The organism is Anaerosalibacter sp. Marseille-P3206, assembly GCF_900155565.1.
Classification (GTDB): domain Bacteria; phylum Bacillota; class Clostridia; order Tissierellales; family Sporanaerobacteraceae; genus FUHM01.
The window spans coordinates 1284762-1308244 of sequence record NZ_FUHM01000002.1 but is presented as its reverse complement, the minus strand read 5'-3'; the positions used below and the strand labels follow the sequence as shown (position 1 = coordinate 1308244).

The 23483-nt window shown below is 28.4% G+C and carries 22 protein-coding genes and 1 pseudogene; 22 read left to right on the top strand and 1 reads right to left on the bottom strand.

Going from position 1 to position 23483, the window contains the following annotated elements; all coding sequences use genetic code 11:
* Position 1 precedes the first annotated feature (1 nt).
* On the top strand, positions 2-2062 hold the full coding sequence (locus tag BQ9840_RS07620; RefSeq protein WP_077369223.1) for a UvrD-helicase domain-containing protein: 2061 nt from the start codon (positions 2-4) through the stop codon (positions 2060-2062).
* Positions 2063-2837: 775 nt separating this feature from the next.
* Here BQ9840_RS07620 and BQ9840_RS07615 read toward each other — a convergent pair.
* Positions 2838-4253 (bottom strand): DDE-type integrase/transposase/recombinase, encoded by a 1416-nt coding sequence (locus BQ9840_RS07615; protein WP_077367778.1) that lies wholly within the window; start codon positions 4251-4253, stop codon positions 2838-2840.
* Between the two features lie 287 nt (positions 4254-4540).
* Here BQ9840_RS07615 and BQ9840_RS07610 point away from each other — a divergent pair, with 287 nt between their 5' ends.
* The 21 genes and pseudogenes from BQ9840_RS07610 to BQ9840_RS07510 all read left to right on the top strand — a co-directional run bounded on the left by BQ9840_RS07610 (position 4541) and on the right by BQ9840_RS07510 (position 23477).
* Positions 4541-4831, top strand: coding sequence for a hypothetical protein (locus BQ9840_RS07610; protein WP_077369222.1), 291 nt, complete (start codon positions 4541-4543; stop codon positions 4829-4831).
* Positions 4832-5195: 364 nt separating this feature from the next.
* On the top strand, positions 5196-5528 hold the full coding sequence (locus BQ9840_RS07605) for a hypothetical protein (protein WP_077369221.1): 333 nt from the start codon (positions 5196-5198) through the stop codon (positions 5526-5528).
* 294 nt (positions 5529-5822) lie between these two features.
* Positions 5823-5969 (top strand): annotated as a pseudogene (locus tag BQ9840_RS12855) (helix-turn-helix domain-containing protein); the annotation flags it as partial.
* A complete protein-coding gene (locus BQ9840_RS07595) occupies positions 5959-7752 on the top strand; it encodes an HsdM family class I SAM-dependent methyltransferase (protein WP_077369220.1) in 1794 nt (597 codons plus the stop codon). The pseudogene BQ9840_RS12855 and the gene BQ9840_RS07595, both read left to right, overlap by 11 nt.
* Complete coding sequence (locus BQ9840_RS12520) at positions 7739-8767, top strand: restriction endonuclease subunit S (protein ID WP_159436113.1); 1029 nt, start codon at positions 7739-7741, stop codon at positions 8765-8767. Before BQ9840_RS07595 ends, BQ9840_RS12520 begins: the two co-directional genes overlap by 14 nt.
* A gap of 128 nt (positions 8768-8895) precedes the next feature.
* Positions 8896-9318, top strand: a complete 423-nt coding sequence (locus BQ9840_RS07585) for a hypothetical protein (protein WP_159436112.1) — start codon at positions 8896-8898, stop codon at positions 9316-9318.
* Between the two features lie 2 nt (positions 9319-9320).
* The gene (locus tag BQ9840_RS07580; RefSeq protein ID WP_077369218.1) at positions 9321-9533 is read left to right on the top strand and encodes a hypothetical protein; all 213 of its coding nucleotides are present in this window, start codon (positions 9321-9323) and stop codon (positions 9531-9533) included.
* Positions 9494-10186: a Kiwa anti-phage protein KwaB-like domain-containing protein gene (locus BQ9840_RS07575; RefSeq protein ID WP_077369217.1), complete on the top strand. Its 693-nt coding sequence runs from the start codon at positions 9494-9496 to the stop codon at positions 10184-10186. The genes BQ9840_RS07580 and BQ9840_RS07575 overlap by 40 nt, the downstream gene beginning before the upstream one ends.
* A 156-nt stretch (positions 10187-10342) precedes the next feature.
* Positions 10343-10966, top strand: a complete 624-nt coding sequence (locus BQ9840_RS07570) for a winged helix-turn-helix domain-containing protein (protein WP_077369216.1) — start codon at positions 10343-10345, stop codon at positions 10964-10966.
* A 31-nt stretch (positions 10967-10997) separates the two neighbouring features.
* Entirely contained in the window at positions 10998-12143 is a 1146-nt protein-coding gene (locus BQ9840_RS07565; RefSeq protein WP_077369215.1) for a DegT/DnrJ/EryC1/StrS family aminotransferase, read from the top strand.
* A 25-nt stretch (positions 12144-12168) separates the two neighbouring features.
* On the top strand, positions 12169-12774 hold the full coding sequence (locus tag BQ9840_RS07560; RefSeq protein WP_077369214.1) for a sugar transferase: 606 nt from the start codon (positions 12169-12171) through the stop codon (positions 12772-12774).
* A gap of 31 nt (positions 12775-12805) precedes the next feature.
* Complete coding sequence (locus tag BQ9840_RS07555) at positions 12806-13708, top strand: UDP-3-O-(3-hydroxymyristoyl)glucosamine N-acyltransferase (protein ID WP_077369213.1); 903 nt, start codon at positions 12806-12808, stop codon at positions 13706-13708.
* Between the two features lie 59 nt (positions 13709-13767).
* Positions 13768-14418 carry a PIG-L deacetylase family protein gene (locus BQ9840_RS07550; protein ID WP_077369212.1) on the top strand — a complete coding sequence of 217 codons (651 nt, stop codon included), beginning with the start codon at positions 13768-13770 and terminating at the stop codon, positions 14416-14418.
* Positions 14419-14485: 67 nt separating this feature from the next.
* Positions 14486-15130, top strand: a complete 645-nt coding sequence (locus BQ9840_RS07545; protein WP_077369211.1) for an acetyltransferase — start codon at positions 14486-14488, stop codon at positions 15128-15130.
* A gap of 93 nt (positions 15131-15223) precedes the next feature.
* Positions 15224-16483 (top strand): glycosyltransferase family 4 protein, encoded by a 1260-nt coding sequence (locus BQ9840_RS07540; protein WP_159436111.1) that lies wholly within the window; start codon positions 15224-15226, stop codon positions 16481-16483.
* A 23-nt stretch (positions 16484-16506) separates the two neighbouring features.
* On the top strand, positions 16507-17778 hold the full coding sequence (locus tag BQ9840_RS07535) for a nucleotide sugar dehydrogenase (RefSeq protein ID WP_077369209.1): 1272 nt from the start codon (positions 16507-16509) through the stop codon (positions 17776-17778).
* 26 nt (positions 17779-17804) lie between these two features.
* Positions 17805-19118, top strand: coding sequence for a nucleotide sugar dehydrogenase (locus BQ9840_RS07530; RefSeq protein WP_077369208.1), 1314 nt, complete (start codon positions 17805-17807; stop codon positions 19116-19118).
* A 74-nt stretch (positions 19119-19192) separates the two neighbouring features.
* Positions 19193-20272 (top strand): glycosyltransferase family 4 protein, encoded by a 1080-nt coding sequence (locus tag BQ9840_RS07525; RefSeq protein ID WP_077369207.1) that lies wholly within the window; start codon positions 19193-19195, stop codon positions 20270-20272.
* A 17-nt stretch (positions 20273-20289) separates the two neighbouring features.
* Complete coding sequence (locus tag BQ9840_RS07520; protein WP_077369206.1) at positions 20290-21531, top strand: O-antigen ligase family protein; 1242 nt, start codon at positions 20290-20292, stop codon at positions 21529-21531.
* The gene (locus BQ9840_RS07515) at positions 21524-22636 is read left to right on the top strand and encodes a glycosyltransferase (protein ID WP_077369205.1); all 1113 of its coding nucleotides are present in this window, start codon (positions 21524-21526) and stop codon (positions 22634-22636) included. Before BQ9840_RS07520 ends, BQ9840_RS07515 begins: the two co-directional genes overlap by 8 nt.
* Before the next feature lie 220 nt (positions 22637-22856).
* Positions 22857-23477 carry a polysaccharide deacetylase family protein gene (locus BQ9840_RS07510; RefSeq protein WP_159436110.1) on the top strand — a complete coding sequence of 207 codons (621 nt, stop codon included), beginning with the start codon at positions 22857-22859 and terminating at the stop codon, positions 23475-23477.
* The last annotated feature ends 6 nt before the right edge of the window (positions 23478-23483 follow it).

Below are 23483 nucleotides of genomic sequence, written 5' to 3'. Positions count from 1 at the left end.
AATGAGTTTAACGATTATATCTCAATCAAATAAAGAAAAGGAAGAAAAAATATTAAAAACTATATATGACTGTATAGATAAAAAAGAAAGTATTATTTTTAATTCAGGCGCTGGTTCTGGTAAAACATACTCTCTAATAGAAAGTTTAAGGCATGTAATAAAAAAATATGGGAATAATTTAAAAAGACACAATCAAAAGGTTATTTGCATTACCTATACAAATGTTGCAACTGAAGAGGTGAAAACGAGGCTTGGGAAAACAGACATGGTATTAGTTTCTACAATACACGAAAGAATTTGGGAAATTATTAAAGACTATAAAAGTCAACTAGTTGAAATTCATAAAGATAAAATAGTGGAAGAAATCGGTAAGTTGAAACAAGACATAGATAGTAAGAAGGAATATGAGAGATTTCGAGAATTAAGTGATGACAAAAAAGAACAGTTTAAAAATATCATGTTGGAAAACAAACAATTATTTTATCAAAATTATGATAAAAATGCAGCGGATTTTAGAGATGTATTTAAAATTTTACTAAATGATTACTATGATTTATTAAGGAATATTAATTATTTCAAAAAAACAGTAAATACTATCTATAAAATAGATAATTATTCTAATTGCTATGAAAATATGGCTTTGAATAAAGAAGGATATAGATATGTAGAATATAATTCAACCTACAATAGAGATCAACTTCATAAGATGCGAATAAGTCATGATACTCTATTAGAATATGGTCTAAAAATGGTAGAAAAATATGACTTATTAAAGCAGATAATAATTGATAAATATCCATATATTTTTATTGATGAATATCAGGATACCAACATTAAGGTAGTTGAAATAATGAATTATTTGCAAAATTACGCGATAAAAATTCATCATAATATCTTTATTGGATATTTTGGTGATATTGCACAGAATATCTATAGCGATGGCGTAGGAGGAAAAATATTTCAGATTCATTCAAATCTAAAGCCGGTATATAAAGAATTTAATAGAAGATCTAGAAAAGAAGTAATTGATGTTATTAACAAAATTCGAAATGATGAAATTAAGCAAATATCAATATATAGTGATTGTGTAGGGGGCAGTGTAAAATTTTATTCAGGAGGGTCAATTAATATCGAAAGATTTATAAATAATCATATAGATGAATGGAATGTGAGTTCGAAGAATCAACTGCATTGTTTAGTTTTAACTAATGAGACTGTAGCTAAGTATAGTGGTTTTTATAACATATATAATGTCTTTAAGGAAACAAAAAAATATTCTGGAATTAATTATGAGCTACTTAATACTGAACTTCTAAGTAATGACTTATCCAAACTTGGTGAAATTCCACTTTTGTTGTTTAAGATAATTAGATTTAAAAATAATATTGATTATGGGCAAGTTACAATTTCAGAAATTATACCTAAAAGTTTACACGATAAGATGAATTTGTTGGAACTAAGAAAGATAATTGGATTGTTAAGACAAAATAATGGAAATACATTAGGGCAATATGTAGAATCAATATTGGCAACTTACTCACAAGATATTAAAGATAAATACAAAATAGTAATAGGGCAGTTATTTGATTTTGAGAATGTTTCGTATGAAATGTTTAAAAATTATCTTCTTGAAAAATTATTCCCATCTCTTTTGGATGATGATATAGGTGAAGCAAATGCAGTAATACAAAAATTACTAGATATCAGAATGTATGAATATAATTTATGGTATACGTATATATTGAATAAGCAGGAAGGGGAAGTAATTTACCATACATATCATGGAACAAAGGGGTTGGAGTTTAATAATGTAATTATTATTATGGAGAACGCATTTGGCAAAAGTACAAACTATTTTAATTTCTTTTTTCAGAACTACATGAAATCACAGTTATTAATTGGGAAAGATAAGAATAAATTTGAACAGATAAAAAATCTTTTATATGTATCTTGTTCTAGGGCTATTAATAATTTAAGTATTTTATATCTTGATGATGTAAGCACTTTTAAAGATGAAATTGAGGAGATATTTGGTAAAGTATATTCTTTAAAAACAAAATAAATATTATTTGAAAAATTAATATTAATTAATGATAATCCTAGGGAGTGGAGTTTAAATAAAAAATTTTATTTTTAACAAGCTAAGAGCTAAACCTTAGTTACCAAATCTAAGGCTAATGCTCTTTTTTATTTCAATAAACCCCAAATCAACAATACCCTATTAAACATAATATCCCCAATGGGATTAGAAATAAAAAGTAACAATATAGTCTTAGGAGAAAACATAGGAAAAGTTTACAGAATAGTAAAATATCCTTAAGACTTAGAGTCTGGTTAGTTGTCATAAACAACCAATATTCTGGAACAATTTGTTCTATAAACTTCACTTCTATAGATAGTGAAATCTTTATTCAAAACATATCCAAAAGCATAAATACAAATAGAGGAGTAGCTAATTCTACAAAGGATCCTTTAACTTAGATTATTGGCAATAATTCAAGTTAACCTTTGAAATATTAATTGTATCTAATATAATAAATGTAAATATATAATATATCTTGATGTTAGATAATAATTGGTAATGTAAAAAGTTTTATGAAAAAATAAAAGTCAAAAATAATACTTTTCAATTAAATTTTGAGTGGGATCTCCCGCCACCCTTGACAAAAAATAAGAAAATGCTTAGTTAAAACTAACAAGGGCGAGGGGAACTCAAAAACAAGACAACGCAAATAAGCCCTTGAAATGTTCATTATAGCATTTTCTTAAATATTTTTGTCAAGGGCAAGCCTACGGTGGCTAGTGCTGCTGGGCTCAAAGAATCTAAAAACAAGACTTTAAGCACAAGAAGATATGTATTCTTCAGACAGTTGTATTAATTTAATCCATCTTGCAGGCATATTGGGTAAATCCTCAAGTTCAGGAATAACAACAGGTACACTAGCTTCCAATGAAGCATGAGGTCTTAAAAAGTTGAAATAAACAGCAAACAATGTAACAAAAGTAACAGAACCATGCTGGGCACCAAATCCATGAGAGGATTTGTAATTGCCTTTAAAAGTGCGATTAAGACGTTCGATAACTTGCTTAAGTGGTCTAAATTCTTTTGAAACAGGATCATCATTAGTAAGACCAATGACCTGTGAAACATCAAAAAATATATCATGTTGGGCAAAAAAATGTTGAGCAAGAAGGTAAATAGGATTACCATCAACAATGATATTAAGATTCTTTGGAATTTCCTTAAATTTAGACAAAACATCATCTAAAGCAATAATAGCTGAAGGAGTGTCACGATTAGGAGAAACATGGTAAGACAAAATAATCTTCTTAACAGCATCAAAGAAAAAGAAGATATAATGCCATTTACCATTAACCCTAATATAAGTTTCATCACCACAAATAGAGTCAGATAGCTCATAAGGGTAATTGTCAACAAATGGCTTAGTAATAACACTTACAGTGTTAGCATAATTAAGAACAGTTTGATGAGAAATATCAACCTGATGAATATCTTTCATGATAGCAGCAGTCTTTCTAGCACTTAGGCCATAATTAACATAATAAGTTAAAACAAGACCTAAAACATGATTGGAAGCATAAATCCTTGGCAAAGAAACAGAACCTTTAACAGGAGAAGTTCTAGATAAAGGCTTAAAGTTAATATTAAAAGCTCTGTAAATATAATGCATTTTAAAAGAATGAGGCTTAATCTCAAACAGCTCCTTTTGTTCTTTAGATAAAGAATTTTTGTTTTTAAGATAAAAAGAGCACTCATTGTTTTTACACTTGTAGATAATAAAGAATTTACGATCCTTAATAGGCTCAAGAGCCTTGTTACAATGAGGACATCTTAAAATAACAGACTTGGAAAATTGATTTTTTCGGCTAAAAGTTGATTCACAAACCTTGCATTTAAATTGGCCTCTGCCACCGTTGTTATCGTATATGTAAATGTGAGGAGCACCACAACAAGGACAAGAAATAGATTCAGGAACAGGAACTTTAGAGTTAACAGGTTTAAGCTCTTTTCCTTTATCCAACAAATAATTCTTTAAAAGAACTTTGTGATCATATTTCTTAACCTTATCAAAGATAGGCATTTCGTCGACTTTCAGTTTACGATAAGGCTTATCAATGGGTTCATCAGGTAGCTTCGAAGCTTTAATAGCACCTAAACAAAATAGAAGATATAAAATAATGTTATTTTGGACTTGAATAAAGTATAGTAAATAAGTTATAATATCGAACATGGATGACAATTCCTTTCTAGTTAGATTTGTTTGACGACGATATTATAACTAATGAATGGATATTTGTCATCCATTTTTGTATATAAAAACAAAAAATATTTAGCTCTCTTTAGGGGGTAAATATTTTTATTAAGATAAATGTTTGAAAATCAAGGATTGTCAGAGATGTATATTAATATTTTTGACAATACCTAATAATTATAGGGAGTGTATTTATGTGAGCAATAAATCTTTTAATGAAAAACTAGTTAATATTATAAATAATTGTTTTTTGGGCGGAATCATATTTGGCTATTTTGATTAAAATAGAGGAAAATTTAGATAACTTAGAGAATTATCCTGAACTTTTTGTTAATATTAATAGAGCAATAACGGATGCTTTTATTGTTCTTATATCAAAAATATATGATAAAAATAGTAATGGTGTCAGTATTATGCATATTTTAGATAAAAAAACATATAAAGAGGTTGATGAAAATGTAGTTGATTTAGAATTGATTAAGAAATATCTAAAGGAAAAAAACAAAGAGTTAGCAGGAGAAAAAATTGGAATTCTAAAAGAGAACTTAAAAACTTAGCGTGATAAATTTTATGCTCATACTGATATAGAATTTTTAAATGATGAAGGATTATTAAGAGAAAAACATAAAATAAGCATACAAGAATTCTATGAACTTATTAATTTTGCAAAACGTACAACACAACATTTATACTTCTTAATAAATAATAAATGTATAGGATATGATTTAAAATTCAAGTGCGAAAAAGAATTTGATTTGTTAATAAAAGAAATAGAGAACCATAAGAGGATATACAATAATTTATATAAAGAAATTTAAATATTTAGTGTTTACTTTAATTTTATCTAAAATTGAGATGGGAGACGTTATAAATAATTTAATATATTGATATAAAAAATTATATGTATAAGGGGGGAACGTCTTGGAATTTATAATGATATCTTATATTGGTATTATGTTTTGTTGTATATTAATAATTTTAGCTGCTATAGGAATTAATATTATACTATGGAAAGGGAATAGAGTTGGTAAAAAATTAAAAGAAAAGACGTATAATTTAAGCAAGAATCTAACTAATGAAAAGGTAGAAGATTATATAAAGTTTATTGATAGTGTTGAAATTCCACCTAGAAAATATTATTGGAATATGCTAAAAGCAGGCTATAAAATAGTTGAGATGAATAAAGAGATAGATAATAAATTATTAAGGCAATTGAAAATAACGATATTAGGTAAGGGGGTATTGGTAGGTTAGAAGATGTTTATATAATATAAATAAAGATATGAAAGATATTTAAATAATATTTAAATGCTTTATTTAATGTAATAATATTAAGATTAGTAGTTTTAAAAGGAGGTTAATTAGTGGAAGATAAAAAGCAAAATTTGCTAGAAGAAACTGATAGATTGAAAAATAGAAAATTTAAAATTAATACAATCAATTAAAAATAAAAAATATGGAATAGTTTGCGTGGATATAAAAGAAGGATTTAAAAAAGAGTCAGAAAACAAATTAGAGAAAGAAGCAAAATTGTAAAGAACGCAATTAAATTCTTATACCAATAATAAGGTGAAGCCAATTGATTTAGATGTATTGGCTAAGATGTGTTCTGTTTTAGATTGTAAACTTGAAGATATTATGGAATACAAATTAGAAATAATAAAAGTAGAGGGAGGTAAAAGTTTTGAGAACTGAAGACCAAGTTAGGGACGAAGCTAGAGATATTTTAGATTTTACTGATAGTGAGACAGCTCAATCAGGAGTAGGTCAAATTACTACTCTAAATCAATTAGGATTTCCAGGGAATTCAAAAAAACCAGATGGATGGTATTTGCCATTTGATACAAATAAAACAGCTATTATTTTAGAAACAAAAGCTGAAAATATAGATATAGACACAAAGAAATGTGTAGTTGAAATCCGTGAATATGGAGATATTGTAATGGAAAGGTACAATATAGTGATTGGAATATTATACAATGGAAAGCATACAAGAGTATTCCGTAATAATAAACCAGTAGAAGCACCAGATGAGCTTCAAGCAAAAGAGTTTTACATTAACCGAATTAAAGATGAACCATTAGATAAACAAAAGATTTATAGATTAACTGCCAAAATTAATAATAATTTACATTTTAATTTTGGCATAAAAAACTTATATTCAAGAATGGTTTTTACAGCCTCTGCTTTAGTTGCAGAACGTTACAGTAAATATGCTTTAATGAAAGGTATGGATTATAGTACATTGCACAATTCAATTGCTTCTAACTTAAATAAATCACTTGAAGATTCACGAAGGCAGAACCAGAAATTGGAAATTATTGTCGAGGTTTATAGTGCTATTCGTATGAATTATACTGAAAATCAAGATGCAATCAATGAATTTATTGAGGATGTAAAAGAAATATCAAAAGCTATCAACTCTAATCACTGGGCTGGCGAAGATGTTATGGGTATCTTTTTTAATGAATTTAACCGTTATAAAGGGAAATCAGAACACGGACAAGTTTTTACACCAGATCATATTACGAATTTCATGTATCGATTGATTGATTGTAATATGAATGATTATATATTAGATGCAGCTTGCGGCTCAGGTGCTTTCTTAGTTAAGGCAATGAGCAATATGATTGTTGAAGCTGGCGGAGTCGACACCAATAAAGCGAAAGAAATAAAATCAAATAGACTATTTGGAATAGAAAATGATAAAGAAATATTTGCACTTGCTTGTGCAAATATGCTCATCCATAAAGATGGAAAGACTAATTTAGAACATATGGATTCACGAAAAATTGAAGCTGGTGAATGGATCAATAGCAAACCAATTACAAAAGTGTTGATGAATCCACCTTTTGAGAATAAGTACGGTTGGGATAAGATTATTCTTAATGTCTTGAATAATGTGAAGCAAGGAACAATGTGTGCCTTTATACTTCCTGATAAAAAACTAGAAAAAGCTAGTAAAAAATTTCGTGAAGATTTACTCGAAAATCATCGTATCAAAATTATTGTTAAATTACCAGAGGAAATTTTTGCAGAAGGGATTACAACATCGATTTTTGTAATTGAATCTGGTAGACCACAAGAAGACAGTAATATTATTGCCTATAATATCAAAAATGATGGCTTGGAAACTGTAAAGAATCAAGGTAGACAAGATATTCATAACCGTTGGCCTGAAATTGAAGATTATTGGATTAAGGCGATACAAAATGGAGAAGAACCAAAATATAATACTAAACAAGTTTTAGACTCTAATGAGCATTTATCTTGGCAGGCTCCTCAAAAACCATTTGAGATATCTGAAGAAGATTTTAATAAGACTTTGATGGATTATCTATTATTCAAACAGGGAATTGATGCAACAGAGTTTAAAGATAGAGTTACTGAAAAAGTTCTTTATTCTTCTGATGTAATAAGCTCAGATGATGAGGTTGTAATCTCCTTAGAAAAAGGTGATGGTTATGGAGAAGATTGATGTAAGTAGCTGGGGGGAGTTTAATTTAAATGAATTATTTGGCAAACCAACTAGAGGTACACGGTTAAAACAAAGTGCTAGAATTACTGGAGAAATCCCTCTTGTAACTGCTGGTATAGAGAATCAAGGTATAGCTGGTTATATTTCAAAAGGTTGGGAATTATTTACTGGATTAAATATTACAATTGATATGTTTGGTAATTCATTTTTTAGGGATTATAACTTTTATGCTGATGATAATATATTAGTGTTGCATGATGAAAAAAAGACGGAGAATCAGTTATTATATATAGTCAGTACTCTTCATTACTTAAAGTCCTTATATAGTTATAAGGACCAATATCGATTAGGTAGCTACAAAAAGACAGTTATCAAACTCCCACAAACTAGCGATGGTGAACCCGATTGGAATTATATGGATGATTTTATTCGAGAAAAGAAGAAAAAGGCTCGTAATAAATTTGAAAGTATCATCTCAGTTAAAAGTTCTAAAAGAAAGCTTGATGTGAGTAATTGGGGAGAATATAAAATTGAAGATGTTTTTCCTGATATAAAAAGACCTGCTGCTCGAAGTGTTAAAGATTATTTTTTAGGTGACGTTCCTTTTATATCTTCTGGTAACTATAATAATGCTGTAGATAGCTATTGTGAACCACTACCTGATGAACAATTAGAAAAAGGAAATTGTATTTCTGTAAGCCCTGTTGATGGTAGCACGTTTTATCAACCTGTTGATTTTTTAGGGCGTGGTGGTGCTGGTTCGTCTATTATTCTTTTATATAACGACCAATTAAATGAGTATAATGGTTTATTTATTAGTGCTGTCATACGCTCTTTTTTGAGTAAAAAATATGCATATGGGGATATGGGAAATAGTACAACTATAAAAAAGGAATTTATAAAATTACCCCAAACTGAAAATGGTGATGTTGATTGGGGATATATGGAAGAATTTATAAAAACTAAGGTCGAAGAATCGAAAGCGACTATAAAGAATATTGGCTATACAATATAAAATTATAACAAAAGCTATGAGGTGAGACGAATTATATGTTTAATAAAAATGTTCGCAGAATTTTTAACACATCTATTTTAATACCATTTATTCTTACAATAGGTTTTGTAAAACTTTATTATAGAAATATGGCTGTAGGTATTATTTTCACACTGATAGCGATAGTTTTAACAATATTACAGCTATCCTTAATTAGTTATGCTAAAAAGAACTTGATTATTAAAAAAATTAATGTTTTAAACATAAGTCAAAATGATGAAGATGGGTTAATTGTTACTTATCTGACCTATTTCGTACCTTTCTTAGAAGGCTATATAGGTAAGACATTTAGCAAATCCACCTGGGTATTAATTGCAGGAGGCGTGTTATTAATGATATTAAGTAGAAAAACGGTATATAATCCAATTTTGCATGTTTTAGGATACAAGATATACTCTATTGAAACGAATTACGGAGTAGATTTAAAATTGCTTACAAAAAAAGACTTACGAAATACAAGAAGTGTTACACAAGTCATTAGAATATTTGAAAATTTGGTTATGGAGGTATGATTATGAGCTCAATTTTTGTATTGGAAGATGTAGGTAGAGATAATATATCGGTGAAAATTCTCGAAATGAATAGGGGAACAACGAATAATGTTGATGAGGTTTTACAAATTGATACAGATAATTATAAGGCAAATGCAGTAAGATTTGATGGATCTTATAAGCCTGATGAAAATGAGTGTTCAAAATTGAAAACTTTGACTTATCTAATGAAATAAGTGAAGCTATTAACAATCCTCTTGGAGTCGAAAAGCTAATAGCATCAAATAGCAAAGAGCTAAATATTCGTGCTATTTTCTTACCTGTTCAGGAAAATGAAGCAGAAGAAAAGATTATTTTTCAAAGAATACAAAAGAGGCAAATATTGTTAGGAAATCAATTTACACTGTTTTGGGATAATGATACTTTTATTTCTACTAAAAAGCCAGGGATAGTTATTACGGATAGTATTGATGCCTATTATGAAGAAGGAACTTTATATTTTAAATCTTATTATTGGGCAAATCAGATATTTAATTTAAATAAATATTACAGAGAAGCAACGGATGAAGATATAAAAGAGTTTTGCTCTTTTAACTGTTTTTATGTAAAAGATCTAGAAACAGTAATACCAGCAAGTAATAATTGGACTAGAAGGAAAATAGCATATATATTAGATTCTAAAGTTCTTGAAAATAATTCCACGGATTATATAGTAGAAGCCGCTAAAAATCTTGGGGTGGAACTTGATATTAATGAGGATAGTAAAATAGTGTTTCCAGAAGACACGACAAAACAGAGAGAACTTTTATTTTATTTAGCAGATGAAATTTATAAAGGTAGTTTAACAGAGGATGTTTATTTAACTAACTCAAAAAGAATATTAAGGTAAATTTAATATCTCTTGATAGAGCATCGATAAAATACAAAAATAGTAAAATACTTAATAAGGAATATTTTTATAAATAATCATTCATTATCCATTTACAAGACTACTAATATATGGTACACTATTATCGTTCGTACAACGAACGAAGTACTGAAAGGAATGGAAAAAATGAAATTTTTTAAACCAACAACAGAATTCAAAGAAATGATACTACTACAAGAAATAGAAAACAATCACACAATCACCCAAAAACAACTAGCAGAAGCCATTGGAGCAGCACCATCAATGGTTAATGTATATATTAGTGAATTGGAAGAAAAAAACTACTTAAATAGAGAATATATATCATCGAAAATAGTTAACTACAAAATCACCCCACAAGGATTAAAGAGGAAAAACTATCTACTAATATGCTATATGAGAGAACTACTTGCTCTATATAAACTAGCTAAGAGTAATGTAGAAAAGTTTCTACAAAGCATAGAAAACAAGGGGTATAAAAACATCCTTCTATATGGAGCAGGAGAAGTAGCAGAAACCATCATAGGAGTAATCAGAGATAGAGAAATCTATTCACTAAATGTACTAGCCATAATAGACGATGATCTACAAAAACAAGGTACAGAAATCTTAGGATACAGAATAATAGACAGAAGTGAAATAGAAAAGTACAACCCGGATGCTGTAGTTATCACAAGCTATACGTTTGAGGAAGACATAATGGAGAAGTTGAATGAAGTAGGATATGAGATAGGGAAGGTAGTTAGGTTTTTTGGGAAGTAACTAATTGATAATGATTATAAGGGGATGCAATATGTCAGAAAAAATTTATTTAGCTTCACCTCATATGAGCAATGAAGGATATGAAAAAGAATATGTTAAGGAAGCTTTTGATACCAATTGGATAGCTCCACTTGGTAAAAATGTAAATGAGTTCGAAAATGAACTAGCTGCAAAGGTAGGTAGCAAATCAGCTGCAGCATTAGTATCAGGAACAGCAGCAATACATATGGCTTTAAAAGCAGCTGGTGTAGGTGAAGGCGATATAGTATTTTGTCAAAGCCTTACCTTTTCAGCTACAGCTAATCCTATTATTTATCAAAATGCAATTCCAGTATTTATAGATAGTAACTATGAAACATGGAATATGGATCCTGAGGCATTAGAAGAAGCTTTTGTAAAATATCCAGATGTAAAGGCAGTAATAGTAGTACATCTATATGGATTATCAGCTGATATGGATAAAATAGTACAATTATGTAAAAAGCATAATGTAGTTTTAATTGAAGATGCAGCAGAAAGTCTAGGTACAACATATAAAGGTAAATATACAGGAAGCTTTGGTGACTATGGAATATTTAGTTTTAATGGTAATAAAATCATAACCACATCAGGTGGAGGAATGTTAGTTTCAGACAATGAAGAGAGAATTGCCAAAGTAAGATTTTGGGCAACTCAATCTAGGGATAAGGCAAGACACTATCAACATAGTGAAATAGGCTTTAATTATAGAATGAGTAATATAGTAGCTGGTATAGGTAGAGGACAACTTAAAGTACTAGATAAAAGAGTAGCTAAAAAGAAATATATATTTGAATATTATAAAAGAGAATTAGGTAATCTTGAAGGAATAGAATTTATGCCTATAAATGAGTGGAATGAACCAAACTATTGGTTATCCTGTATAACAATAAATAACTGTCATTCTGAACGAAGTGAAGAATCTTATATTTCACCATTAGATATTATGGAAGCTTTAGAAAAGGACAATATAGAGTCAAGACCTATATGGAAACCAATGCATTTACAACCTTTCTTTGAAAAGTATGACTATATTGGTGGAGATGTATCAGAGGAATTATTTGAAAATGGTATTTGTCTACCAAGTGATACTAAGATGACAGATCAGGATTTAGATAGGATTATAGGAATTATTAAGAAGTTATGGAATGAAAACTAACTTAACATGAAACAAGGTGATAATTATGTATAAACATTGTATAAAACGGTCATTGGATTTTACATTATCATTATTAGCAATAATAGTATTGAGTCCTATAATGCTATTAGTTGCTATATTAGTAAGGATTAATTTAGGAAGTCCCATAATATTTAAGCAACGAAGACCAGGATTAAATGAAAAAATATTTACAGTATATAAATTTAGAAGTATGACAAATGAAAAGGATGAAAGTGGAGAGTTCTTACCTGTTGAATTAAGGATAACTAAATTTGGAAAGTGGCTTAGAAGTACAAGTATGGATGAATTGCCACAGCTTATTAATATCTTAAAAGGAGATATGGCAATAGTAGGTCCAAGACCATTGCGTGTAGAGTACTTAGAGCTTTATAATGATGAACAAAGGAAGCGACATAATGTAAGACCTGGTTTAACAGACTTATCAGCTATACGAGGTAGAAGTAATGTTTCATGGGAAGATCAGTTTAAACATGATATAGAATACATAGAAAACTTATCGTTTTTATTAGATTTAAAAATTGTAATTTTTACTGTAATAACAGTAATAAAGAGAGAAGGAGTTTCTCAAGAAGGGCATATAACAAGGGAACCATTTAGAGGAACTAATTAGGGAAAACAATACCTTGGAGGGTTTTATAAAAATGAACAATAAAATTGCTATAGTTGACTTAATAGAATTTTTAAAAAGAAATTGTGAGGATTTTCAATTTATTGGTGATGAGAGAGAGACAATTGAAGGATATTCTAGTATCTATGAATATAATGAAAATACAATAACATGGTTAAGAAGTGAGAAAAACTATAGTGAAGCAAAAAAAAATATTAAATTTCCAATAAAACTAATTGTATTATCAAATGATTATAAAGATACAAATGAATTTAGTAATTATATAAAAACAGATAATCCACATAGAGTATTTTTTCATATAATCGAAGAGTTTTTTACTGATAAAAAAACATATTCTATAGGGAAAAACAATGTTATTTCTGAAAGTGCAATAATACCAAAAAACATATACATAGGAAATAATTGTACCATAGGAGAAAATGTTGTAATTGGAGAAGGAACGAGAATATATAATAATGTATCCATATCAGATAATGTAAACATAGGAACAGATTGTGTTATAAAATCAGGTGCAGTAATTGGTGAAGCAGGTCATGGATATATGAGAGAAAAGGATGGAAAATATAAAAGAGTTCCACACTTGGGTTCTGTAATTATAGGAAATAATGTTGATATAGGTTCAAACACAACTATAGAAAGGGGAGCCATGGAAAATACCGTAATTGAAGATGGAGTAAAAATAGATGATCTTTGTCAAATTTCTCATAATACACATATTGGAGAAAATACAATGATAATAGTTCATTCTTCAATATATGGAAGTGCTAGAATTGGGAGAAACTGTTGGATAGCTTCTTCAATAATTAGGAATCAAGTTAAAATTGGAGATAATGTTACCGTTGGTATGGGTTCAGTTGTAACCAAAGATGTAAAAGATAATAGTATGGTTTTTGGTAGTCCAGCTAAAGAGAGATAGATTAGAATAATTATTAAACTTTATTGTAGTACATTAATTTGTATGAAGGTGGTTTAAGCATGAGAATTTTAATATTTGCTCCCCACAATGATGATGAAGTATTAGGAGTTGGTGGGACAATAGCTAAATATGTGTCTTTAGGACACGAAGTATTTGTTTGTGAAGTGACTAAGAGTATTACTGAAGAAAGGCTTAATTTAATAAGAACAGAAGCTTTAAAAGCACATAAGGTATTAGGAGTGAAAGAAAGTATTTTTCTCGATTTCCCTGTGGTACGGCTTAGCGAAACACCATTAGCAGATATTAATTCTGAACTTTTGAGAGTTGTTAAAGATATTAAACCTAATATAGCATTTATTCCTCATAAAGGTGATATGCATATGGATCATGTGGTAGTTGCTCAAAGTGCTATGGTAGCCATGAGACCTATAGGAGAAATAAAAATAGACGAAATTTATACTTATGAAACTTTATCTGAGACTGAATGGAATATTCCTTCGGTTAACAATGCATTTATTCCAAATGTATGGAGTGATATAACTGAATTTATTGATAAGAAAAAAGAAGCAATGAGTTGTTATAAATCTCAAATAAAACAAGCACCCCATCCACGTTCAAATGAAATTATTGAAGCTTTGGCAAAATGGAGGGGTTCAACAGTAGGAGTACCATATGCTGAAAGCTTTATGTTGGTGCGTAAGATTTTATAAATATTCAATTGAAGACTATAAAACCTAAGGCTTGAAAAACGAATGTTTATGGAGGATGAATTACTAGATGAAATCTCTTTATATAATAGGTAGTGGTGGGTTTAGTAAACAAGTTATTGAAATAGTTGAAGAAATAAATATTGTTAGCAAGGAATATGAATTAACTGGAATAATTGATGACAATATTAGTTTGATAGGTAAAAATGTACTCGGATACAAAATTGTTGGCGATACGAATTATTTAAAACATATTTCTGACAATCAGGATATTTATGCTGTAATAGCAATTGGAGAAGGAAAAGCAAGGGAGAAAATAAATAACAAATTACATAACATTAAATGGCCTAATTTGATTCATCCAAAAACAGTAATAAGCAAATATATATCTATTGGGGAAGGAAATATAATTTGTGGTGGAGTTGTTATTAATCCAGAGTGTAGGATAGGGAATCATTGCAATATTAATATAGGTTGTACATTAGGTCATGATGTCGTTTTAGAAGATTTTACCACCCTCATGCCAGGGTGTAATATTTCTGGCAATGTTGAAATAAATAGAGTTTCAACTATAGGGACTGGAAGTTGCATTATACAAAACACATCAATAGAGGAAAACTCTATAATTGGTGCTGGTGCTGTTGTTTTGAAAGATGTAGAAAAGAATAGTGTGTATGTAGGTGTTCCTGCTAGTAAAATTAGAGACTTAGATTAATCATAAGCATAAAGATAATGTATTTTTATCTGTTACATGGGCGAAAAATATATAAAGATAGATAAAAATATTGGTAAGCAGGGAGGTAAGACAATGTATTATGGCAATAAATATAACATAGTCATATTAAATCACCATGCGTCAGTACCTGAGGTAGGTGGTGGGGGCCGTCATTATGAGTTATCCAAAGAATTATCAGAAGATGGACATAAAATTATGGTGATAGCTTCATCGTACGATAATGGTAGACATGAATATCATTCTGATGAAGATATTAAAACAAGGATAATTAATAGCAATTTTATTTTCAAAGAAATAAAAACGAAACCAGCATATAAAAACAATTTTGTCAGATTTATAAATTATATCGATTATATGATAAAAGTAAGTAAACTTGATGATTTTAATTATCAACCTAATGTAATTATAGCATCTTCTGTTCATCCATTAGCATGGATTGCTGGATATAAATTAAGCAAAAAATATGATGCTAAATTTATTGTAGAGGTAAGGGATTTATGGCCACTAGATATGTATGAGGATTTTAAAGGTTTAGTAAGAAAATTTGTATTTACGTATTTTGAATCACTTGAAAGAAAGTATTATAGATTAGCTGATAAGATTATTACTACTGCTCCTTATGCTTATGAATATATGGAAGAAAATTATAATATTAATCCCAATAATGTTTTTCATATACCACATGGAATTGATATTGAAGAATTTGATAAAAATTCAAGCCAAGATGATGATGTTGTTAGCAATGGGTTAAGGGAAGTTTTGGACAATAATTTTTGCGTCACATATACGGGTCTATTATCTAGGGCTGAAGGGTTACCTACTTTAGTTGAGTCTGCAAAGTATCTTAAGGATATAAATGAAATCAAAATATTAATTGTTGGTAGTGGACGAGAAAGGGACAAACTACAAAATATAATACATAAAGAAGAGTTAGACAATGTTATTATGATAGAAAAACAGCCTAAAAGTGTAATTCCAGTTATATTAAAGAAATCAAAAATACTATTTTGCGGACTTGAAGATAGAAAAGCTTTTAAATATGGGATAAGTAAAAATAAATTTTATGATTACATGGCTTCAGGGAAACCTATAATTTTTGCTTCAAGTGTTAGAGATAGTTTAATAGATAAAGCAAAAGCGGGGATTACAATTAAACCAGGAGATCCAGAAAATTTAGCGAATACAATAAGATATATTTACAACAATATAGATAAGTTAGGAATAGAATATGGAGAAAGCGGAAGAAAATATGTAGAGGAGAATCATACTAATAGAAAGATAGCAGAGCAATTTTTAAATGTAATTGAATCATGTTATGTTAAATCTAAATAAATCGAATAGTCAGAGGTGTTAAAATGTTAAGAAAAAAAATATGTGTTATAGGGCTAGGCTACATCGGGTTACCAACAAGTGCTATGTTTGCTACTCATGGATGTAAAGTAATAGGTGTAGATGTAAATGAAAAAGTTGTAAATGCATTAAATAGAGGAGAAATTATTATTGAGGAACCTTATTTGGATATTATGGTACAAGCTGCAGTTAGATCTGAACATCTAAAAGCAGATACAAAGCCACATGAAGCAGATGTATTTATTATTTCAGTACCAACACCAATTACAGAAGATAAAAAAGCTGATATGGGTTGCGTTATTTCGGCAGCAGAAATGATAGTACCATATCTTAAAAAAGGAAATCTAGTTATATTAGAGTCAACATCTCCAACAGGAACAGTAGAAGAATTACTTGTACCTATACTAGAAAAGTCAGGACTTAAAATTGGGGAAGAACTATATGTAGGCCATTCTCCAGAAAGAGTTCTTCCAGGCAAAATATTATGGGAATTAGTTAATAATAATAGAATTGTTGGTGGAATCAATAGAGAATCTGCTGAAAAGATAAGAGATTTATATAAGATTTTTGTTAATGGAGAGATATATCTTACTACTGCTACTATAGCTGAAATGTGTAAGACTATGGAAAATACTTATAGAGATGTAAATATAGCATTAGCAAATGAATTAGCAAAGATATGTGAAAAGGCTGGAATTAATGCATGGGAAGTAATTGAACTATGTAATAAACATCCAAGAGTTAATCTTCATCAACCAGGGCCAGGAGTAGGAGGACATTGTTTAGCAGTAGATCCTTGGTTTATCATAGAGAAAAATCCTGAATTGGCTAAAATTATTGAGTTATCAAGAAAAACTAATGATAGTATGCCACAACACGTATTAAATAGAATAAATGAGATTTTGAAAGATATAAAAGGAACTAAAAAAGTAACTATTCTAGGGATTACATATAAACCTAATATAGATGATATGAGAGAAAGTCCTATTGTAAAACTTATTGATTTATTAGAGCAGAGAGATGATTATGAAATAAGTGTATATGACCCTCACGTAAAGGAATATAAGTATCAAGCTAAAGATTTAATAGATGCTTCAAAAGAAAGTGACTTGATACTATTAGCTGTAAATCATGATATATTTAAAACTTTGCCTTTAAGTGATATGGGTAGAGTAATGAGGAATACAATTTTATTTGATACAAGGGATTTTTTAGATAGAGATGATGTCGAAGATAAGGGATTTAATTATGAGCTATTAGGTGAAGGTAGTAGGTAGAAAGGAAAGAATTGAGGCGAGATAAAATGGACTTATTTAATAAAATTATGAATAAAGAAGAAAAAATATCAGTTATTGGTCTTGGATATGTTGGCTTACCTTTAGCAATTGAATTTGCAAAAAAATATGATGTAGTTGGATTTGATATAAATGAGAAGAAATTAGATAAATATTTAAATGGTATTGATGTAACAAATGAAGTTGGAGATAAAGCTGTAAAAAATACTACTATGACTTTTACTGATGATGAATACAAATTAAAAGACGCCAGGTTTCATATAATTGCGGTGCCTACTCCAATCAATCATGATAAAACACCTAATTTAGATCCAGTTATTAATGCAAGTAAAACTGTAGGCAGAAATCTTACAAAAGGCTCTATAGTAGTTTATGAATCTACAGTATATCCAGGTACTACAGAAGAAATTTGTGTTCCTATACTTGAAAAAGAATCAGGTTTAAAAATTGGAGTTGATTTTAAAGTTGGATATTCTCCAGAACGTATTAATCCTGGAGATAATGTAAATACATTAACTAAAATAATAAAAATAGTTTCTGGATCAGACGAAGAAGCTCTTGAAATCATTTCAAAAGTATATGTTTCAATTATAAAAGCAGGAATTCATAAAGCAGAATCAATAAAGATAGCAGAAGCTGCAAAAGTTATTGAAAACTCTCAAAGAGATATAAACATTGCATTTATGAATGAACTTGCTATGGTGTTTAATAAAATGGGTATTGACACAAAAGCCGTTTTAGAAGCTGCAGGAACAAAGTGGAACTTTCTTAACTTTACACCAGGTTTAGTTGGAGGTCATTGCATAGGCGTTGATCCATATTATTTTGTGTATAAAGCAGAACAGTTAGGTTATCATTCACAAATAATTCTTGCCGGGAGAAAAATTAATGATGACATGGGGAAGTATGTTGCTAGTAATGTAATAAAGAAAATGATTCAGGCAGAACAGTCAATAAAAGGTTCTAGGGTAGCAATTTTTGGCATTACTTTTAAAGAAAATTGTCCAGACGTAAGGAATACTAAGGTGGTAGATATTATTGAAGAGTTAGAAGAATATGGTATTGATGTAGTGGTACATGATCCTGTAGCAGATAAAGATGAAGTGTATAGGGAGTATGGAATACATTTAGTAGAAAAGGAAGAAATAAATAATTTAAATTGTGTAGTATTAGCTGTAGCACATAATGATTTTAAGGAAGGTTATGGATTTAAATTTTTGGACAAACTATATAAAACTGATGATAAAGTTATAATAGATATTAAACATATATTAGACAGAAAAGAATGTGAGAAAAAAGGATATTCTTATTGGAGTTTATAATTGTAAAATTATTTTAACTGGGGATGATTTAAATTAAAATTTTACAAATCTGTTCATATTATGTTACATCTAAATTGTATCAAAGACTATTTGATTCTTTAGAAAAACTCAATATAGACGAAGATGCGTATGTTTTTATAGATAAAAGTTATAAGACAAAAGAAGAGTATCCATCAAATATTTATATATCTAAATGTTACAATAAATTTGATAGATTATTCTTTCATGTAAAGCATACTAAAGTTTTAAACGATATAAAGAGTAAAATGGAGTTTAAAAAATATGATATAATGCATGCACATTCTTTATTTTCAAATGGATACATAGCGTATAAATTGAATCAAGAGTATAACATACCATATATAGTGGCAGTTAGAAATACAGATCTAAATGTATTCTTTGACAAGATGATACACTTAAGAGTAATGGGTGTAAATATATTAAAAAATGCACAGAAAGTTATATTTATATCTGAGCCATATAAGAAATATACTATAAATAAATTTATTCCTGATAAATATAAAAAGGAAATAGAAAAAAAATCTGTAGTCATACCAAATGGTATAGATGAGTTTTGGTTAAAAAACAAGTTTAAAGATAGAAATACACATAAAGACAATAAAATAAAGCTTATTTATGCAGGGAATGTTGATACTAACAAGAATATAGAAACTACTATAATGGTCTGTGAACGTTTAATAGAACAAGGTTGTGAAATAAGCTATAAGATAATAGGAAAGATAACAGATAAAAAATATAATGATTTTATTAAAAAATATTTATTTATTGAGTATATACCTTATTGTCAAAAAGAAGATTTAATAAATTATTATAAAGATTCAGATATTTTTGTAATGCCTTCAAAACATGAAACCTTTGGCCTTGTATATGCAGAAGCAATGTCTCAAGGATTACCAATAATTTATACAAGAGAGCAAGGGTTTGATGGACAATTTGACGAAGGGGAAGTTGGATATTCAGTTCAATATGATTCGTCAGAGGAAATAGTTGAGAAGATTAAAGATATTTTAAATGATTATGAAGTTATTTCAAATAATTGTATAGAAAAAGTTGATAGATTTGATTGGGATAAGATAGCTAAAGAGTATTTAAATATATATCTTGAATGTAGTAAAACAAATATTATTTATTAATATAAGTGAGGATAACTATGACTGAAACATTACAAAAAAGTTTAAATAAAAGTATATTAGAAGATAAAAAGATTAGTATAGCAATTATGTCATCTTTTGTTATATTAACAATACAATACTTAATACTTATTTACTTTAATTTAATAGGTACATTTAATGGTAATAGAATACAAATTTTATCGAAGATAATTGTAGGGCTTTTCTACATTATAGTTTTACCAACAGTATTAAAAAGAAATAAGTTTAAATTTGTGATTGCCTATTTTATATCAATTTTTATATTTTTACTAAATTATATTTTTTTTAGAGAGAATTGGGTTTATCTGAAGACAATTATATTTCCATTCTTTTTTACTAGTCTCCCATCTTTAATTTATAGTTATAGTATTAATGATTGGAATGTATTAAAGGATGTAATGAAAAAAACAAGTTTAATAGTTTTTATTGTTGGGTTTATTATTGGAGTACTAGTATTTTCAAATAGAGCTTCTGTTGGTACTTATAGTATGTCTTTATCCTATTATATGTTGTTACCAACTATAGTGTATATGGATAAAATCATAGAAAAGTTTAATTTTAAATCATTAATTGTTGTTTTAATATCACTTCTTATTATTTTAGCGGTAGGTTCTAGAGGGGCTATCATGTGTATTGGAGTTTTTATTATATTAAAGTTTATTACTACGAAAAAAAAGCTAAATTTTAAAACAATATTAATGTATCTAATAATTATAGCACTTATAATTACTTTTTTACTATTTCTAGATACTATATTGGAAAATTTATATAATTTTTTATTAAGGTTTGGAATACATAGTAGGAGCATACAACTATTCTTACAAGATGATTTACATTTAAGTGGTAGAGATTATTTATATAAAAGGATGGTAGACGAAACAAAAGCGAATCCACTATTTGGTATAGGCTTAGCGGGAGATAGGGCAATTATGAATGGATATGTTCATAATCTAATTCTTGAGTTAATAGGAAATTTTGGATTAATAGTTGGAGTATTGATAATAACTTTTTTAGGTGTTATTACTTTCAAGGTATTGTTTTCAAAAAACAAAAAGGTTTCAGGATTTATGGCTATATGGTTTTGCATAGGGGTAGTCCACTTAATGGTAAGTAGTTCGTACTTAATAGATTTCAAGTTTTGGATATTTTTAGGTCTAAGTCTAAGGGCAACATTTGATAAAAATCATGTAATTTATAAAAAAAATAATGTAAAATTTTACAAGGAGCAGGATTATGAATAAAAGAATAAATATTTTATTTTTGATTAATAAATTTGATATAGGTGGTGTTCAGAAGGTAAATGTAAGAATGTTAAATAATATAGACACAGATAAATTTAATGTACATGTATTATATATTAAGGAGGGGGTATTAAAGAAAGATATTACTAATCCAGAAATAAAATTTGTTAAAATGGGAGAAGAACTTAAATCCTATGTAAATATTAAATATATATTTAAAACTATTAAATATGTTAAACAAAACAATATAGATGCAATTCATACTATTGATCCAACTTTATATATGGTAGGGGCAACAGCAGCTCATTTTACTAAAATTAAGCATATAAGATCACAGCCTAATTTAATTAGAACACATGAAAGACTTAATACAAAGACATTGAAAATTTTACCTTTTGAGAGGTGGACTGATAGGTATATAACATTTAATGAGAGTACTAAAAAAGATCTAAACTTAGCAGGGGTTTCTTTGGAAAAAATAAGTGTAATATATTCGTACGCAAAGATTAATGAAGCTATAGATCAAGATAATTATGAAAATATAAGGGAAAAAATAGGTGTCCCTGAAAACAAGAAAATTGTTTGCTCTATTGGTAGATTAGTTAAAGGAAAAGGGCTTGAGACATTCATTAAAATGGTTCCTTTTGTAATAGAAGACTATAATGAAGTTATATTTTTGGTAGTTGGAGATGGGCCTTTAAGAGAAGAATTAATACAAATGTGTAAAGAAATTAAAATTGAGAAATATGTTTATTTCTTAGGGTTTAGTACAGATATACCAAATATTGTACGACAGGTTACATTAGGTGTTTATGCTACAGATAAATCAGCCGGGATGGTGGATATACCAAGATGTGGTAAAGTTTTAATTTCAAGGGAAAGTGAAATTATGGGTGAATATATTATTGATGGAGAAACAGGAATATTAATAGATAGTGACGAACCTGAAGATTATGCTAATAGCGTATTAAAACTCTTAAACAATGAAAAATTGTTGGAAGATATGGAGTCGAATATTAAGGAGTTTTTTATTAATAAATTTGATGGGGATAAGAATATGAGAAAATTTGAAAACCTAGTATTTGATTTGGTTAAGAACGCATAACATCCTATAATATAGACTATAATTGAGAAAGGTTGGTTATATTTTGAGAAAATTATATCTTAAAATCATGAACTTTATTTATTTATCTAGGCTATGGAAGTTAAAGGCATTCAGTGTCTCTAGGAAAGAAGTTAAAATTATAATGTATCACGATTTAATTAATAAAAAAGTGTTTGAGAAACAGATGTTATATTTGAAAAATAATTATAAGGTAATTAGTTTGGAAGATTATATAGAATCAATAAACTTAGGCAGAAAATTGCAAGATAATTCTATAATTATAACATTTGATGATGGTTATAAATCTACTTATTCCATAGCTTTGCCAATCCTAAATAAATTAGAACTTAAGGCAACAGTTTTTGTACCGCCTGCTTTATTAAACAATAATGATGAGGGTTCAAAAAATAAGATGATGTCAGCTAAGCAATTAAAAGAATTGTCTAAATGTGAGTTTATGGACATAGGAGGACATACTTTAAACCATGTAGATTTAGGGAAACTGAAGTATAATGAAGCATATGAAGAAATACTTATGGGAAAAAGAACCTTGGAAGAACTTTTAAATAAAAAAATAACTACTTTTGCTTATCCGTTTGGGAAAAAATGCAACTATAATGCAGACACTATAGAAATAGTACAAAAAAGTGGCTTTAGTGGTGCTGTAACCACAAATCGTTCTAAAAATATAGATATTGGCAAAGATTCAATATATGAATTAAATAGAATAGGCATAGATAATAGGGATACGTTTGAAATTTTTGTTACTAAAATAAATAGATGCTATCCTTATAAAACTATTGGTTATTTGGCAAAGCTAAAAAACATAAGTGGGGTATGAGTAATA

What these genes read in the sequence shown, in the direction of transcription:
- BQ9840_RS07620 (WP_077369223.1), top strand. Translation starts at nt 2, where the DNA reads ATGAGTTTAACGATTATATCTCAATCAAATAAAGAAAAGGAAGAAAAA.
- BQ9840_RS07615 (WP_077367778.1), bottom strand. Translation starts at nt 4,253, where the DNA reads ATGTTCGATATTATAACTTATTTACTATACTTTATTCAAGTCCAAAAT.
- BQ9840_RS12520 (WP_159436113.1), top strand. Translation starts at nt 7,739, where the DNA reads ATGGAGAAGATTGATGTAAGTAGCTGGGGGGAGTTTAATTTAAATGAA.
- BQ9840_RS07585 (WP_159436112.1), top strand. Translation starts at nt 8,896, where the DNA reads ATGGCTGTAGGTATTATTTTCACACTGATAGCGATAGTTTTAACAATA.
- BQ9840_RS07580 (WP_077369218.1), top strand. Translation starts at nt 9,321, where the DNA reads ATGAGCTCAATTTTTGTATTGGAAGATGTAGGTAGAGATAATATATCG.
- BQ9840_RS07570 (WP_077369216.1), top strand. Translation starts at nt 10,343, where the DNA reads ATGGAAAAAATGAAATTTTTTAAACCAACAACAGAATTCAAAGAAATG.
- BQ9840_RS07565 (WP_077369215.1), top strand. Translation starts at nt 10,998, where the DNA reads ATGTCAGAAAAAATTTATTTAGCTTCACCTCATATGAGCAATGAAGGA.
- BQ9840_RS07560 (WP_077369214.1), top strand. Translation starts at nt 12,169, where the DNA reads ATGTATAAACATTGTATAAAACGGTCATTGGATTTTACATTATCATTA.
- BQ9840_RS07555 (WP_077369213.1), top strand. Translation starts at nt 12,806, where the DNA reads ATGAACAATAAAATTGCTATAGTTGACTTAATAGAATTTTTAAAAAGA.
- BQ9840_RS07550 (WP_077369212.1), top strand. Translation starts at nt 13,768, where the DNA reads ATGAGAATTTTAATATTTGCTCCCCACAATGATGATGAAGTATTAGGA.
- BQ9840_RS07545 (WP_077369211.1), top strand. Translation starts at nt 14,486, where the DNA reads ATGAAATCTCTTTATATAATAGGTAGTGGTGGGTTTAGTAAACAAGTT.
- BQ9840_RS07540 (WP_159436111.1), top strand. Translation starts at nt 15,224, where the DNA reads ATGTATTATGGCAATAAATATAACATAGTCATATTAAATCACCATGCG.
- BQ9840_RS07535 (WP_077369209.1), top strand. Translation starts at nt 16,507, where the DNA reads ATGTTAAGAAAAAAAATATGTGTTATAGGGCTAGGCTACATCGGGTTA.
- BQ9840_RS07530 (WP_077369208.1), top strand. Translation starts at nt 17,805, where the DNA reads ATGGACTTATTTAATAAAATTATGAATAAAGAAGAAAAAATATCAGTT.
- BQ9840_RS07520 (WP_077369206.1), top strand. Translation starts at nt 20,290, where the DNA reads ATGACTGAAACATTACAAAAAAGTTTAAATAAAAGTATATTAGAAGAT.
- BQ9840_RS07515 (WP_077369205.1), top strand. Translation starts at nt 21,524, where the DNA reads ATGAATAAAAGAATAAATATTTTATTTTTGATTAATAAATTTGATATA.